Below are 13,962 nucleotides of genomic sequence, written 5' to 3'. Positions count from 1 at the left end.
ACGTGGCGACCCTCGGCCACAGAACCGACGACAGACCAGCGCGGCCGCTGGGCAGTGAAGAACGGGAGAGCCGAGAGAATCAGCCGATTCAGGCGCTCTCGTGGTGGAACCACTCGACGAGCGTCGCGGTCGCTCGCTTCTCGACGCCGTAGGGGACGAAGACGAACGGGATGGGACTGTCGAACGCGCGGTCGCCGTACAGCCCCCAGTCACCGACCGAGCGCGTCGTACCGCCGTACGCGATGGGGATGTCCTTCAGTTCCTGTGGCTCGTACTCGGGGACGTAGGACTGCTCGATCCACACCTCGTGGTCGGGGACGCCGAGTTCGTCGGCGAGCGCGCGTTCGAGGCGGTCGGCGTTGCCGGCCAGCCAGTCGCTGAACGCGTCGAGCGGGGCGTCCACGCGGTCGGCGTACGCGATGCGGTGTTTCCAGCAGGTCTCCGGGAACCGCCGGCCGCGGAACCGGTCGTAGAGCGCTGCGAGCGTTGAGTCCGGGTTGTCGCGGGCGGCGACGCGCAGGCGCTCCATGATGGTGTTGTCGTCGACGCCCTCCCGGAGGATGGCGTCGGTGGTCACCGGCGGTTCGTCGGCGACCGCCGCGAGTTCGTCCAGCAGGTCGTCGAGCAGCGCGTGGGCGTACACCGACTTGTGGTGCTGGGTGACCCACATGTACAGCGCGATGCGGCCCTCGAGGTAGTTGCCGATGGCGGAGAGCGCCTTGTCAGAGAGCGCCAGCCCCTCCTCGGGGTGGGCGGTGTAGGACTCGACCATGCGGGCGGTGTCGAAGCTGAGGACGTCCGCGCCCGTCATCTGGTTGTCCCGGGTGATGTAGTCCAGGCGGTCGACATCGATGGGCGAGTGCAGCACCTGCGCGGCGACGCCGTGCTGCCAGCGGCCGCCGCGCTCGTACTCGAGGCTGTACCCGAGGATGTGCGCGCAGACGTCGTGGGGGTCGACGCCGATATCGCGGAGCGGGTCGCCGTACTCCCGGCAGACGAGCAGGCAGCCGAGGAGTTCGTGGGCGCTCGCTTCGCGGACGGGTGCGTCGCCGACGCCGGCGTCGAGGAACGTCTCCTGGACGCCGTACTCCGCGAGGCGTGCCCGCAGGTCGTCGACGTCGAGGAAGCGCTCGCCGAGGTGGGAGAACGGCGGGTGGCCGACGTCGTGGAGGAGCGCCGCGCACTCCAGGGTGCGCTGGATGTCGTCGAGTTCCGCGCTGGTGGCGTCCTGGTAGAAGTACTGCTGCTCGCGGAGGTTCTCGAAGACGGTGCGTGCGAGGTGGTAGACGCCGAGGGAGTGCTCGAAGCGCGTGTGGTTGGCGCCCGGGTAGACGAGGTTCGTCGCCGACAGCTGGCGGACGTGGCGGAGCCGCTGGAACGGCCGGGTGTCGAGGATGCTGTCGACGAGGGGCTGTTCGAGTTCGACGTACCCGTGGACCGGGTCCTTGATCTGCGTGGTCGGCATGGTGGGGTGGCCCTGTCCGTGGGGACCGGGCCGGGATTGTGGGAGAGAGGCAGTCCAGGAGCGTCGGTCTTTCGGTTCGGTGACGTGACGGCCGGACGTGGAACCGAAACTGTCAACTCGGCCGCCCGCTTCCGGTCGCAGTCCATGCGCGAGCGAATCCGACCGGTGGCCCTCTGCGTGGTGTCGGACGGCGAGGAGATACTGGTGAGTCGGGACGTCGCGCCGGGCGGTGAGGCGTTCTTCCGGCCGCTCGGCGGCGGAATCGAGTTCTGGGAGTCGAGCGACGACGCCGTGCGACGCGAGTTCCGGGAGGAACTGGGTGCCGACCTCGTGGCCGTCGAGCGCCTCGGCATCCTCGAGAACCGCTTCACGTACGGCGACCAGCGTGGCCACGAGTTCGTGGTGGTGTTCGACGGCGCGTTCGCCGACGACGCGCTGTACGAACGCGACGAACTCCGCGGCTACGAGGCGGACGCGGACGAACGCATCACGGCGGAGTGGCGCGCGCTCGACGCGCTCGTGGCGGCCGAGGAACCACTGTACCCGACGGGGCTGGCAGCGCTCTGTCAGGACCGCGCGTAGGCCTCGAACTCCCGACCGAACGCGGCGAAGTACGCCACACCGACGAAGCCGATCGCAGTAGCGAGACCGAACGCGAGCTGTGGGCCAGCGGTGACCGCGACGCCGGCGACCCGGAGCGTCCAGTCGCCCCCGTAGAGCACGCCGCCGAGCGCCGCGCTCGGAATGACGACGGTGTTCCGAACGAGGTAGTACGTCCCCGTGACGCGGCCGCCAGCGTCGCGTTCGGCCGGACCAACGATGAGCGCCTTGTGCGCGGGCAGGCCGGCGAACCGGAGCCCGGAGTACGCGAACAACGCGACGAGCGCCCACTGGTCGGCGGGCGCGAAGATGAGCATGGCGGGGAAGGTCGCGTAGACGAGGAAGCCGAGGCCGACGACCGGTTTGAGGCCCGTTCGCTCGGCGAGTTTCGAGACGGGGACCTTCGTGAGGATGGCGACGGCCATCTCGACGGAGAGGAGCACGCCGAAGAACGACGCGGGGCCGATGGAGACGCCGAACCCCGTGAAGCCGACCCCGAGGTAGCGCGTGACGACGACGACGAAGAACACGTACACCATGCCGTTCGCGAACCGTATCAGGGTGTCCGCGACGAGCAGCGGGCGCAGCGTCTCGGGGAGGGTCCGGAGGTCGCGGCGGATCGTGTCGAGGCCCTCGAAGGAGTCGCCGACGGTGTCCTCGCTAGCGTCGTACAGCACGTGCTGGGCGACGGTGGCGACCGCGGCGAAGCCGGCGGCGAGCAGGAGGACGTACTGGAAGCCGACCTGGAACTCGTAGACCGCGAGCACGACGGCGGCGATGGCGGGACCGAGCAGGAAGCCGACGCGGCGGAAGATCTCGGTGCTCGCGAACCCCATCGCGAGGCGGTTCGGGGCGACGCTCTGCTTGACGATGGCGAACGTCGCGCCGAGACCGAAGGACTTCCAAGCCTGCGTCAACAGCAGACCGACGAACACCCACACCCACGGCCCGACAGAACCGCCGACTTCGACGCCAGCGAGCGACACGACGGGGAGGTCGAAGCCGGGGAGCGAGGGCGCGAGCGCCCACACGACGAACCCGATGGTGGTGACGACGGCGAACGCGGTGAGCGCGACCCGGGAGCCGACGCGGTCGGAGACAGCGCCACCAGGGTAGGGATACACTGCCGAGATCAGGTTGCCGAGACTGCCGTAGAGACCGACAATGCCCGCGCCGGCACCGAGCGTGTACATGTACTCGGGGACGTAGCGCGTCGTCATCTGGAAGGCGAGGCTGAACACGAGCATCGCCACCGAGAGCACGAGCACGTCGGGTTCGAGCGCGAAGAACTGCCGGTAGGAGTCGAAGGCGTCCACGGACTCCTCGGACTCCGCTGCCATGTGCGAGGAGTGGCTCCGCGGGGTCGAAATTGTTCGGGTTCCCGGAAGTACGCAACGCTCTTCGGCCTGCGCGGGTAACGTCCGAGCAATGGACCGCGAAGCCGCCGTCGACCGTGTCGAGGAACTCGTCGACACTGTCGTTGACGAGGAGCAGCCCGTGCCCGTGCGGCAGGTGTGGGTGTACGGCGACGTGGCGCTGGGGCTGGACCCCGTCGAACGCCTCGACGTCTACCTCACGAAGGACATCCTGCTGCGCGGCGACGACGCCGACCGCGCCGCGGAGTTCGAACGCGAGTACGGCGTCAGGGGCGTCGGGAAGACGGTGCGCGCGTCGTGGGCCGACGCCAACCCCGAGCACCTCCGGGCGAACGAGAACGGACACGTGGCGCCCGAGCAGTGTCTCGCCGCCCACCTCGTCGACGAGGACGAACCCATCCACGTCGAGGTGTGCAACGCGGGCTTCGAGGACAACGTCACCCAGCGACTGGAGGGCGCGCGGGCGACGGGGAACTACGAGCAGGTGCTGGACCCACGCGGCGTCTGCCTCTGGGTGGACGGCCAGCGCAGCGAGGACGCGTTCGCCAAACTCCGGAGCGGCGAACTCGTCTTCCCGACTCTGACGGGCGCCCTGGAGATGCTCGGCATGGACGAGGCGGAGGCCGAGACTGCCGCCGAGGCCGTCAAGGAGCGGCGGGCGCGCTCGGAAGGGATGACGGTACGCGGCGACGTGGTGTAGAAAGAGGGGACGGCGAACGGCGCCCTACGTCTTTTTTTTTGACACGACTCCTGGATGACCGGGGGTCCGAGTAATGGGACTGTAATCCGCACAGACTGCGTGTAACAATGCCTCAGCGAGATTTAGTATTCAAAGCATTATGAGACCCACTGGGACGGCGATAACGCCGCTACAAGAATCGATACCGCAGGCGATCGAGGAGACGATCGCCGAGGTGATCGCGTACCTGCCGACGATCCTCAGCGCGATCGTCATCCTCGTCATCGGCTACATCATCGGGCGCATCGTCGGGGCGCTCGTCACCCGGGTCATCGACCGTATTGGCATCGGGAAGTACACTCGTGGAACGGCCGTCGAGGGGATGTCGGAAAGAGGTGAAGGGGACGGAATCGCCCGCGCGCTGGGCAAACTCGTCGCCTACTACATCTACTTCATCGCGCTGGTCGCGGCGGCCAACGTCCTCGACATCCCACAGCTCTCGGAGCTGCTCGCGAACCTCAGCTCCTACATCCCGGTCATCTTCGGCGCAGTCGCCCTGCTCATCGTAGGGTTCATCGTGGGCCGGGTCGTCGGCGACATCGTCGCTGACGTGGTCAGCGGGTTCAACATCGGCCCCCGCCTCCGCAACACGCCCCTCGAGCAGTTCGGCGACCAGGAGGGCGAGTTCGGGCGCATCATCGGCCTGCTCGTCACCTACTACATCTACCTGCTCACCCTGCTCGCGGTCGCCGACATCGTCGAGATCGACGCGCTGACGGAACTCCTCGACACGTTCGCGAGCTACCTGCCGGCGCTCGTCGGCGGGCTCGCCGCGCTCATCGTCGGCATCTGGGTCGCCGAACGCGTCGGCGACATGATCGCCCACAGCGACGACGGTGCAGCGACGCGGTACGCCGGCCTCGCGGTGAAACTGCTCATCTACTACATCACGATCACGATAGCGCTGACCGCCATCGGCTTCGAGACGTTCATCCTCGCGAGCCTGTTCACGGCGTTCATCGCCGCGTTCTTCGGCGCAGCCGCCATCGCGCTGGCCATCGGCGCCGGCGTCGCCCTCGGCCTCGGCGGACAGGACTACGTCCAGGAGAACATCGACGACTGGATGTCCTCCGCCCGCGACGCGGCGAAGTCGGACGGCGGGAGCAGTTCCAGCAGCGGTAGTTCCGGAACCGGCGGCTCCGACTTCGGCAGCTCGGAGACCGACGACACCGACTTCAGTGACTCGGGGACCGGCGGCTCGGACTTCGGTGACTCCGGATCGGGCGGCCCCGACAGAGACGACTCGAACCTGGACGACTAGGCCCTCCTTTCCCGGGCCGCTGCCCGGTTCGCGTCGCGGGAGCCTGCGGTGAGAACAGCTCCCCCTCGAACCCGTCCTCACGGCTCACTGCGTCCACCGTTCGATGTTTCCGTAGCTCTCACCCGTTCGCTTCGCTCACTCGCTGCGAACCACGCTACTCCTCGAATCTGAACGCGCCGTCGCGCTGCACCACGTCGCCGTCGACCTCGATGTACGAGTCCTCGCTCATGTCGACGATCATGTCGACGTGCACCGCGGAGTCGTTGAACTCCATGCCCCCGGGGACGCACTCCTCGATGGCGGCACCTACCGCGAGGTGGACGGTGTCACCCATCTTCTCGTCGAACAGCATGTTGTACGTGAACCGGTCGATGTCCCGGTTCATCCCGATGCCCAGCTCGCCGAGACGCCTCGCACCCTCGTCCGTGTCGAGGATTCCCTCGAGGACGTCCTCGTTCTTCGCCGCCTCGAAGTCGACGACCTCGCCGCCCTCGAACTCGAGGTAGGCGTCTACTATCTCGTTGCCCTGTCGCAGCAGTGGCTTGTCGAAGCGTACAGTCCCCTCGACGCTGTCCGGCACCGGACTGGTGAACGCCTCGCCGGCCGGCATGTTCTGTTTCCCGTAGTCGTTGGCGCCCCGCATCCCCGCGACACTCATCGTGAGGTCCGTCTCCTCCCCGGAGACGATGCGTACCTCCTCGGCGTCGTCGAGAATCTCGACCATCTGGGCCTGGTGTTCGTACTGGGCCTGCCAGTCCTTGTCCATCGCGTCGTAGACGAGCGTCTCGTAGGCGGCGGTGCTCATCTCGGCCTCCTGTGCGCCGGCGGCCGTCGGGTGGGTCGTGATTACCCAGCGCTTGTCGAGGCGCTCCTCCAAGATGGGCTTGTTCGCGCGGCCCGCCGCCTGGCTCTTCGACGGCGGCACGTCGGTCGTCTCGTAGGGGTTCCCGCCCCCGATGATCAGGAACACCACGTCAGTCTCCTCCATCTCGGCGAGCGCGTGCTCCTTGGTCACGTAATCCTCGGCGTCCATCGCAAGGCTGTACGCCCGTGACGCGGGGCCGAGGCGCCAGTGGGTCGTGGGGCGTGCGCCCACCTCGCCAAGTTGCTCGTACAGCGCCACGACGAGGTCCTCGGCTTCCTTCGGTGCGTGAATCTGGACCATGTCTCCTCGCTCCACCTCGGCGGAGAACTCGACCAGGATCTCCGCGTGTCGGCGGACTCTCTCGTCCATACGCGGAGACGGTCCCCCGCCAGAATAAAAGCTCGCCGAACGGCCTTTCTGTTCCCGATCTGACGAGAGTGGGTCGGCGTTCCCGCGGTTCTCGCTCGCTCCGAACCGTGCTACCCCTCGAACCCGTCCTCGAACACGAACGTGCCGTCGCGCTGGACGACCTCGCCGTCAACCTCGATGAACGAGTCCTCGCTCATGTCCACGATCATGTCCTTGTGGACTGCAGACTCGTTCTGCTCGTTCCCCTCGCCGACCGTCTCGGCGTACGCGCGACCGATGGCGAGGTGGACGGTGTCACCCATCTTCTCGTCGAACAGCATGTTGTACGTGAAGCGGTCGATGTCCCGGTTCATCCCGATGCCCAGCTCGCCGAGGCGCTTGGCTCCCTCGTCGGTCCCGACGATACCGGCCAGCACGTCGGCATTCTGCTCGGCGTCGTGGTGGACGACCTCGCCGCCCTCGAACTCGAGGGAGGCGTTCCGAATTTCGCGGCCCATCCCCATCACGGGCTTGTCGAAGCAGACGGTCCCCTCGACGCTGTCCGGGACGGGCGCCGTGAACACCTCGCCGCCCGGGAGGTTGTGCTCCGCGTCGTCGTTCTTCGTGGGGTTCCCGGCGACACTCATCGTGAGGTCCGTCTCCTCCCCGGAGACGATGCGTACCTCCTCGGCGTCGTCGAGGATCTCCACCATCTGGGCCTGGAACTCCCGCTGTTCGTCCCAGTCCTTGTTCACCGCGTTCCAGACGAAGTCCCGGTAGTCGTCGGTGTTCATCTCGGCCTTCTGTGCGTTCCCCGGCGCCGGGAACTGGGTGCCGACCCACCGGCACTGCATCTGGGCGTCCTGGATCGGCTTCTGGACCTTCGCGAACGCCTGCATCTCCTCCGGGTCGAGGCCGTTCATCTCCGAGACGTTCGCCGCTCCCCGGATACCGATCATCACGTCCGTCTCCTCGACGAACGCCAGCGCGTGGTCCATCATCTGGACGTCGTCGGCGTCGATGGCGGCGGCGTACGCGCGCATCGCTCGTCTCGGCAGGCTGAGGCCGATGGGCATCGCACCGCGCTCGCCGAGCGCCTCGTAGATGGCGACCTCGAGGTCGGCGGCCGCCGGCGGCGCCATCACCGCCACCATGTCGCCTCGCTGGACGTCAGTACAGTGGTCGACTAGCAGTTCCGCGTGGTCCTCGATACGGGGGTCCATGCTCCCGACGACACAGAGTGGTCCGAAAAGGGTTCCCAGAACCGTCGTTCTGTTCACTCGGTGTCACGTCCGCGGCGGGGTGAGAGCGCGCTCAGGGGACGCGACCGACCGTGACGAAGAAGGGGACGCGCTCCTCGCGCTCGTAGGCGTCCTCGCGCATCTGGTCGACGACCGCGCGCCCCATCTCCCGCCACTCCGCGCGCAGTTCGTCGTACGCGTCGTCGCCCATCCCGCCCGCCGCGAGCGTCGGTCGCTGCTCGGCGAGTCGCTCGCCGGTCGCCTTCCGCGCCGCCGCCTCCAGGTCGTCCTCGCTGTACGGCGGTTCGACGGCGCGCACGTGGTCGTACCGCGTCGTCGTCACGTCCGCGAGACCGGCGCGCTCGAAGATGTCGGCGGCGTCGGCGCCGAGGCTCACGTCCGTGGGGACGCCGGCCGCGTACGCCTCCCGGGCGCGTCGGGTCAGCGCGGACTCGGCCGCGACCGTCGAGTCGACGCTGACCGCGGCGTTGTCCGGTTCGACGGCGGCGACGAGGTCCGTCGAGACGCGGGCGAACTCCTCGACGGCGGCGAGCGGGTCCGGGAGGTTGATGAGCAAGGCCTGGCAGGCGACGAGGTCGCAGGTGTCCCCGTGGAGCGGGAGCTGCGTGGCGTCACCGAGGAGTCGGCCGTCCGCCTCGACGTGGGAGAGCAGTGTACGGTCGGCGTCGAGTGCGAGCACCTCGGCGTCGGACTCCTCGGCGAACACGGCAGCGAGTTCACCGGTCCCACAGCCGACGTCGAGGACGCGTTCGCGGGAGGGGAGCTGTAGCGCGTCGAGCGCGTCGCGCTCGCTCCACATGCCGCGACGGGTCTCCTCGAGGTAGTCGGCGCTGAAGCGGCGCACGGACGGAGGAAAACGGGGGAGGGGCAAAAGCTGACGGGTTCGGCAACTGGCCCGCCTCGCGCCCCATGGTGTCGGGTTCAGGCAGTTGGGGGGCAGGGGGATGGCGCGGCGGGCGCAGGTGGTAGTAGCGCGCACACCGACTTAGTTCCGTTCGAGAGTGAAACGGCTGTTTGACCGACGGAAGGACGACCCTGTTCAGGTCTCGGCGAGACTGCTCTCGCGGAGGTCCCGCACGCGGTCGATGTTCCACGCGAACCCCTTGCCGTCCTCGTTGGGCGTCTCGAGGACGAGCGGGACGTCGTTGTCCACGACGACGTCGTGGTTGACGAACGCGGACATGCCGTCCTCGCCGATGAGGCCCTCGCCGATGTGGGCGTGCTCGTCCTTGTTGGTGCCACACTCGTGTTTCGAGTCGTTGAGGTGGACGCAGGCGAGGTTCTCGACGCCGACCGTCTCGTCCAGTTCCGCGAACGTCTCCTCGACCCCGGCGGGCGTCGAGAGGTCGTAGCCCGCGGCGAACGCGTGGGCGGTGTCCAGACAGATCTCGAGGTCCTGGGCGGACTCCTCGAGGACGTACGCGAGGTGCTCGAAGTCGCCGCCGAGTTTCGTCCCCGATCCGGCGTCGCTCTCGACGAGCACGGTGACGCCGTCCGGGACGTCGAGTTCGTCGAGTGCGCTCACGGCGTTGTCCAGACCCTGCTCGACGCCGGCGCCGGTGTGGGCGCCGAGGTGGACGTTCACGTAGTCGATGTCGAGTTTCGCGGCCGCGTCGACCTCCTTCTGCATGCTGTCGACGGACTTCTCACGCAGGTCGTCCTTCGGCGTGCAGAGGTTCACGAGGTACGAGGAGTGGATGACCCACGGCCCGTCGAGGTTCGCCGCGGTGCCGTCGCGGAACGCTTCGGCCTCGTCGTCGCCGACGTTCGGGTCCTGCCACACCTGGGGGGAGTGCGTGAAGATCTGTCCGCAGTTGCCTCCGACGTCCAGTTCGTTGTCGACGGCGTTGTCGACGCCGCCCGCGATAGAGACGTGTGCACCTACTCGCATACGCTGCCGTTCGCCCGGACCGTCAAAGAGGCTTCGAACGCGGCACAACACCTTTTGACTCCCAGTCCCCTGAATCGGCCATGAGTGAAGACGGAGCGTTGGCCGAGGGGGAGCGCGTGCCGGAGGTCGAGGTGCCGCTGGTTGCCGTGGACGGGGACGTCGAGGTGACGCCGCTGGGCGACCTGTACGACGACCGCCCACTGCTCGTGGTCTTCTACACGAACGACTTCAGCCCGGACTGCGTGAACGAGTGGTGTTCGTTCCGCGACTATGGCTGGTTCGCGTCGAACGACGCCCTCCGCGTCGTCGGCGCCAGCAAGTCGAGGGAGAGCACGCACCACCGGTTCATCGACTACCTCGACCTCGAGTTCCCGCTGTACTCCGACCGCGACCTCGAGCTGTCGGACGCGTTCGGCGTGACCTACCGGGCGTTCCGCGTGTTCCCGCGCTCGAAGCGGTCGGTGTTCCTCGTAGACTCCGACGGCGTCGTGCAGTACCGCTGGGTCGGCGAACACCCCCTCGACCCGACCCGCGACCAGCCGCCACTCGACGAGATTCGAGCCGCCGTCGAGGAGCTCTCCGGCGACGAGCCGGAGTCCTTCGGTTTCAGCTGATCCGCTCGCGGGTCCACTCCTCGGTCGCGTACTTCTCGTCGGCCAGCTCGCGAGCCGCCCCGAGTTCCGCCTCGGTCCACGCCCCCTCGCTGGCGTCACACCACGTCGCGAGCGCGTCTTCGACCGCGGCGACCGCCTCCTCTCTGTCGATTCCCGCCTCCTCGCGGATGCTCGTCACGCGCTCCCGGAACCCCGCCTCGTCGACGCCCGGCGCCGCGAACACCCCGAGGTGGCGCTCCGGCGCCAGCGCGTACGACAGCGAGCCGTGCTGGATGACCGCGTCGCGGGTGCGGTACTGGGCGTTCCCGGCTATCTTGCGGCCGCTCGCGACCATGTCGTGGGCCGGGTGGAGCGCGCGCAGGTAGCAGGCGGGCTCGTGGAGCACGGGGTGTTTCTCGGGGACGAAATCGGCTTCGACACCCATCTCGTGGAACGCGTCCAGGATCGGCTCGCAGAGCACCTCGTAGCAGTCCATCAGGTCGCCCGGCAGCTCCGCGGCGGGCGCGACGATGCTGTAGGAGATGTCGCCGAACTCGTCGTGGTAGATGCCGCCGCCCCCGGTCTGGCGGCGGGTGACACCGATCCCCTCGCGCTCGCAGAAGCCCCAGTCCACCGACTCGGCTTCCTGGCGGTAGCCCATCGACAGCGTCGAGGGCGACCACTGGTAGGCGCGCACGGTGCGGGGCCCACCGTCGGCCGCCGTCTCCGCGGCGACCTCCTCGAGGGCCATCTGCATCGGCCCGTCGCGTGCCTCCTCGCGGATCAGCCGCCACTCGCCGGCCATCGTCATAGCAGGGAGTTCGCTGGGAGCGCCAAAAGCAGTTCGTCTAGCTGTCGCCGTCGAACCCGCCGGAGTCCGGACGCAGCAGCGATGAACCGCGCCCCGACGGGGTTCACTCCGGCTCCGCGACGGTCAAGACTGGGACCGGTGCGGAGCGCACAGTCTTCTCGGCGACGCTCCCGAGCAGGATCCGGTCCGTGCCACGGCGCCCAGTCGTCGCCATCCCGACGGCGTGAATGTCGTTGGACTCGATGCAGTCGAGGATCGTTGCGACGGGGTCTCCGTGTTCGACGTGGCGGACAGTGTCGGTCACTCCTCGCGCTTCGGCCTCCGAGACGACGGTCTCCACGGCGTCGGTCGCGGCCTGTTCGCTCTCCTTCCCAGCACTCGCCGACCGGACGTCCAGCCCGAGTGTCGCGTCGTCCACGACGGAGAGGACGTGGACGGTCGCGTCGAGCGCCGCCGCGAGGTCGACGAGATGGCCGGCCGCGTGCGTCGCAGCGGTGCTCCCGTCGGTCGGAACGAGGATGTTCTCGTAGGGGAACTCCAGCGTCTCGTCGGGCTTCATGCGGACGGTGAGCACGGGGACCGAGGAAAGGCGGACGACCTTCTCCGAGACGCTCCCGATGAGGTACCGGGAGACCCCCTCCCGGCCGTGCGTCGGCATCACGACCAAGTCCTGGTCGTATCGCTCGGCGTACTCGACGATGGTCGGGGCCGGATTCCCCTGGACGACGTCGGTGTCGTAGGACACCCCGAGTGTGTCGAGGGTCTTCGCGGCCTCCTCGAGGGTGTCCTCGCCCTCCTGTTCGAGGACGTCGACGGTGTGGCCCTCGACGACGGTGACGCTGTCGCGGGTCGTGTCGGCGACGTAGAGCACCTGGATGGTCGCGTCCGCCCAGTGGGCGATCTCGGCGGCGTGGTGGAGCACCGCGGCGGCGCCCTCGCTTCCGTCGTACGGGAGGAGAATGTTCTCGTACATGCCTCGATGCGGTTGGGTACGCAAGGCGGACCCCTAATGGTTTTCACCACCGTCCAGAGAGCAGGACTCCCATCGAATTCGCGCTCGCCGTCCGGCGACACCTACTCGACCGGGTCGACGCTGTCGCGGTCGACGGTCACACGGACTTTCTTAATGCGGGTGTTCTCCACCTGTTCGGCGCGCAGCGTCACGTTCTCGTATTCGAACGCCTCGCCCTCCTCGACGAGGCGGCCGGCGCGGTTGAAGATGAACCCCGAGATGGTCTCGAACTCCTCGCCCTCCGGCAGCACGATGTCGAGGGCCTCGTTCACCTCCTCGATGTTGACCGAGCCGTCCACCAGAATCGTGTCGTCGTCGACCAACTCCATGGGGTCTTCCTCGTCGCCCACGAGGATCTCGCCGACGATCTCCTCGAGGAGGTCCTCCATCGTGATGAGGCCCTCGGTGGCGCCGAACTCGTCGATGACGATGACCATGTGCATCCGGTTCTCGCGCATCTCCGAGAGGAGTTCGTCGACGTTCTTCGACTCCGGGACGTGGAGCGTCGGCGTGACCACGTCCCCGACCTCGAGGTCGGAGAAGGCGTCGTAGTCGGAGTCCTCCAGGTCGCGGATGTCGAAGATACCGGTCACGTTGTCCAGCGAGCCCTCGTAGGCCGGCAGGCGGGCGTGCCCCGACTGGATGCAGTTCCGGATGGCTTCCTCGACGGTCGCGTCCGTGGAGACGGCCATCACGTCGAGGCGGGGGGTCATCACCTCCTTGGCGGTGGCGTCGGTGAAGCGGAGCGTTCGCTGGAGCATCTGCCGCTCCTCCTCGTCAAGGACGCCCTCGCGCTCGCCGGTCTTGATCATGTTCCGGATCTCGTCGCGAGTGACGTACGTAGACTCGATGGACGCACTGCCGCCGGTGACCTTGTTCACGATTGTCGTCAGGTAGTAGAACAGGGTGATGAGCGGCCACAGCACTTTCTCGACGACCTTCAGCCCCCGGGCGACCCGCCGCGCGTGCAGTTCCGTGTGCTCGACGGCGTAGGACTTGGGTGCGCTCTCCCCGAAGATCAGGACCATCGACGTGATACCGAGCGACGAGACGACTACTGCCGTGCCCGCGTCGAAGTACAAGCCAACGAGGGTCGTCGAGACAGAGGACATCGTGATGTTGACCATGTTGTTCCCCACGAGGATGGTCACGAGCAACCGGTGGGGGTCCTCTTTGAGGGACTTGACCGCCCGCGCACCACGCTTGCCCTCCTCGACCATCGCGTCGACCTGATGGGTCGGCAGGGAGAACAGCGCGATCTCTGAGGACGAGAAGAATCCCGACCCGACGAGGAGTAGCAGGATCAGGAGGACACCGAGCGCGGTGACCTCCATCTGGCCCAGTTCGACGCCGACAACTGGCAGGGTGAACAGGGCGATACAGGCCTCAGCGGCGGCTGTAGGTACGGATAACCCCATCAACTCGAATCTTACTGTACCAGGGAATTAACGCTTGTGCACCCGGCTACGGACCCACTGTGGCGGCCAGAGGGTCGTTCGTCAGTGATCCGAGCAGAGCGCCTTCTCGTCGACGAGTTCGCCGTAGCGGGCCGGACAGACGCTGTCAGCCCAGTAGAGCGTCTTCGGTTGGAGTGGCGAAATCGGCGCCCACCAAAATTTCTATATCGTGGAATGGAGTTTATTGCCGAAACGCCGCCGAAATCCATGGCTTGAGAGAACGCCCGAGGAAGTCGATTCTCTGCGATAGCGGAGTTATTTATATCGGGTCGCGTGTTCCGG

At 67.4% G+C, this 13,962-nt stretch carries 13 protein-coding genes; 4 read left to right on the top strand and 9 right to left on the bottom strand.

Annotated elements, in window-relative coordinates:
- Positions 1-88: 88 nt before the first annotated feature.
- Positions 89-1,465, bottom strand: a complete 1,377-nt coding sequence (locus LT965_RS10780; RefSeq protein ID WP_232700805.1) for an HD domain-containing protein — start codon at positions 1,463-1,465, stop codon at positions 89-91.
- A 144-nt stretch (positions 1,466-1,609) separates the two neighbouring features.
- On the opposite strand from LT965_RS10780, the gene LT965_RS10775 reads away from it, so the two are divergent.
- The gene (locus LT965_RS10775; RefSeq protein ID WP_232700804.1) at positions 1,610-2,047 is read left to right on the top strand and encodes an NUDIX hydrolase; all 438 of its coding nucleotides are present in this window, start codon (positions 1,610-1,612) and stop codon (positions 2,045-2,047) included.
- On the opposite strand, the gene LT965_RS10770 is transcribed toward LT965_RS10775, so the two are convergent.
- Positions 2,032-3,405 carry an MFS transporter gene (locus LT965_RS10770; protein ID WP_232700803.1) on the bottom strand — a complete coding sequence of 458 codons (1,374 nt, stop codon included), beginning with the start codon at positions 3,403-3,405 and terminating at the stop codon, positions 2,032-2,034. The two genes, LT965_RS10775 and LT965_RS10770, sit on opposite strands and share 16 nt — an antisense overlap.
- Before the next feature lie 88 nt (positions 3,406-3,493).
- Here LT965_RS10770 and LT965_RS10765 point away from each other — a divergent pair, with 88 nt between their 5' ends.
- Both LT965_RS10765 and LT965_RS10760 read left to right on the top strand, forming a co-directional pair.
- A complete protein-coding gene (locus LT965_RS10765; protein WP_232700802.1) occupies positions 3,494-4,141 on the top strand; it encodes a DUF7095 family protein in 648 nt (215 codons plus the stop codon).
- Positions 4,142-4,280: 139 nt separating this feature from the next.
- Positions 4,281-5,441 (top strand): mechanosensitive ion channel family protein, encoded by a 1,161-nt coding sequence (locus tag LT965_RS10760; protein WP_232700801.1) that lies wholly within the window; start codon positions 4,281-4,283, stop codon positions 5,439-5,441.
- A 154-nt stretch (positions 5,442-5,595) separates the two neighbouring features.
- On the opposite strand, the gene LT965_RS10755 is transcribed toward LT965_RS10760, so the two are convergent.
- The 4 genes from LT965_RS10755 to LT965_RS10740 all read right to left on the bottom strand — a co-directional run bounded on the left by LT965_RS10755 (position 5,596) and on the right by LT965_RS10740 (position 9,807).
- Positions 5,596-6,675, bottom strand: a complete 1,080-nt coding sequence (locus LT965_RS10755) for an aminopeptidase (protein WP_232700800.1) — start codon at positions 6,673-6,675, stop codon at positions 5,596-5,598.
- A gap of 110 nt (positions 6,676-6,785) precedes the next feature.
- Positions 6,786-7,877, bottom strand: a complete 1,092-nt coding sequence (locus tag LT965_RS10750) for an aminopeptidase (protein ID WP_232700799.1) — start codon at positions 7,875-7,877, stop codon at positions 6,786-6,788.
- A gap of 91 nt (positions 7,878-7,968) precedes the next feature.
- Entirely contained in the window at positions 7,969-8,760 is a 792-nt protein-coding gene (locus LT965_RS10745; protein WP_232700798.1) for a class I SAM-dependent methyltransferase, read from the bottom strand.
- A 195-nt stretch (positions 8,761-8,955) separates the two neighbouring features.
- Positions 8,956-9,807 carry a deoxyribonuclease IV gene (locus LT965_RS10740; protein WP_232700797.1) on the bottom strand — a complete coding sequence of 284 codons (852 nt, stop codon included), beginning with the start codon at positions 9,805-9,807 and terminating at the stop codon, positions 8,956-8,958.
- A gap of 80 nt (positions 9,808-9,887) precedes the next feature.
- Between LT965_RS10740 and LT965_RS10735 the strand changes: the two genes are divergently transcribed.
- Positions 9,888-10,421 carry a redoxin domain-containing protein gene (locus tag LT965_RS10735; protein ID WP_232700796.1) on the top strand — a complete coding sequence of 178 codons (534 nt, stop codon included), beginning with the start codon at positions 9,888-9,890 and terminating at the stop codon, positions 10,419-10,421.
- Here LT965_RS10735 and LT965_RS10730 read toward each other — a convergent pair.
- The 3 genes from LT965_RS10730 to LT965_RS10720 form a co-directional block, all read right to left on the bottom strand.
- A complete protein-coding gene (locus tag LT965_RS10730; protein WP_232700795.1) occupies positions 10,414-11,211 on the bottom strand; it encodes a lipoate--protein ligase family protein in 798 nt (265 codons plus the stop codon). The genes LT965_RS10735 and LT965_RS10730 overlap by 8 nt on opposite strands.
- 103 nt (positions 11,212-11,314) lie before the next feature.
- Positions 11,315-12,184 (bottom strand): universal stress protein, encoded by an 870-nt coding sequence (locus LT965_RS10725; RefSeq protein ID WP_232700794.1) that lies wholly within the window; start codon positions 12,182-12,184, stop codon positions 11,315-11,317.
- Between the two features lie 101 nt (positions 12,185-12,285).
- The gene (locus LT965_RS10720) at positions 12,286-13,641 is read right to left on the bottom strand and encodes a hemolysin family protein (protein ID WP_349292027.1); all 1,356 of its coding nucleotides are present in this window, start codon (positions 13,639-13,641) and stop codon (positions 12,286-12,288) included.
- Positions 13,642-13,962: the final 321 nt, after the last annotated feature.

This window comes from Halobacterium wangiae, assembly GCF_021249345.1.
Lineage (GTDB): Archaea > Halobacteriota > Halobacteria > Halobacteriales > Halobacteriaceae > Halobacterium > Halobacterium wangiae.
The sequence above is the reverse complement of the archived record's forward strand: the minus strand, read 5'-3'. Positions and strand labels throughout refer to the sequence as shown.

What these genes read in the sequence shown, in the direction of transcription:
- LT965_RS10750 (WP_232700799.1), bottom strand. Translation starts at nt 7,877, where the DNA reads ATGGACCCCCGTATCGAGGACCACGCGGAACTGCTAGTCGACCACTGT.
- LT965_RS10725 (WP_232700794.1), bottom strand. Translation starts at nt 12,184, where the DNA reads ATGTACGAGAACATTCTCCTCCCGTACGACGGAAGCGAGGGCGCCGCC.
- LT965_RS10760 (WP_232700801.1), top strand. Translation starts at nt 4,281, where the DNA reads ATGAGACCCACTGGGACGGCGATAACGCCGCTACAAGAATCGATACCG.
- LT965_RS10775 (WP_232700804.1), top strand. Translation starts at nt 1,610, where the DNA reads ATGCGCGAGCGAATCCGACCGGTGGCCCTCTGCGTGGTGTCGGACGGC.
- LT965_RS10730 (WP_232700795.1), bottom strand. Translation starts at nt 11,211, where the DNA reads ATGACGATGGCCGGCGAGTGGCGGCTGATCCGCGAGGAGGCACGCGAC.
- LT965_RS10755 (WP_232700800.1), bottom strand. Translation starts at nt 6,675, where the DNA reads ATGGACGAGAGAGTCCGCCGACACGCGGAGATCCTGGTCGAGTTCTCC.
- LT965_RS10780 (WP_232700805.1), bottom strand. Translation starts at nt 1,465, where the DNA reads ATGCCGACCACGCAGATCAAGGACCCGGTCCACGGGTACGTCGAACTC.
- LT965_RS10740 (WP_232700797.1), bottom strand. Translation starts at nt 9,807, where the DNA reads ATGCGAGTAGGTGCACACGTCTCTATCGCGGGCGGCGTCGACAACGCC.
- LT965_RS10765 (WP_232700802.1), top strand. Translation starts at nt 3,494, where the DNA reads ATGGACCGCGAAGCCGCCGTCGACCGTGTCGAGGAACTCGTCGACACT.
- LT965_RS10770 (WP_232700803.1), bottom strand. Translation starts at nt 3,405, where the DNA reads ATGGCAGCGGAGTCCGAGGAGTCCGTGGACGCCTTCGACTCCTACCGG.
- LT965_RS10735 (WP_232700796.1), top strand. Translation starts at nt 9,888, where the DNA reads ATGAGTGAAGACGGAGCGTTGGCCGAGGGGGAGCGCGTGCCGGAGGTC.
- LT965_RS10720 (WP_349292027.1), bottom strand. Translation starts at nt 13,641, where the DNA reads ATGGGGTTATCCGTACCTACAGCCGCCGCTGAGGCCTGTATCGCCCTG.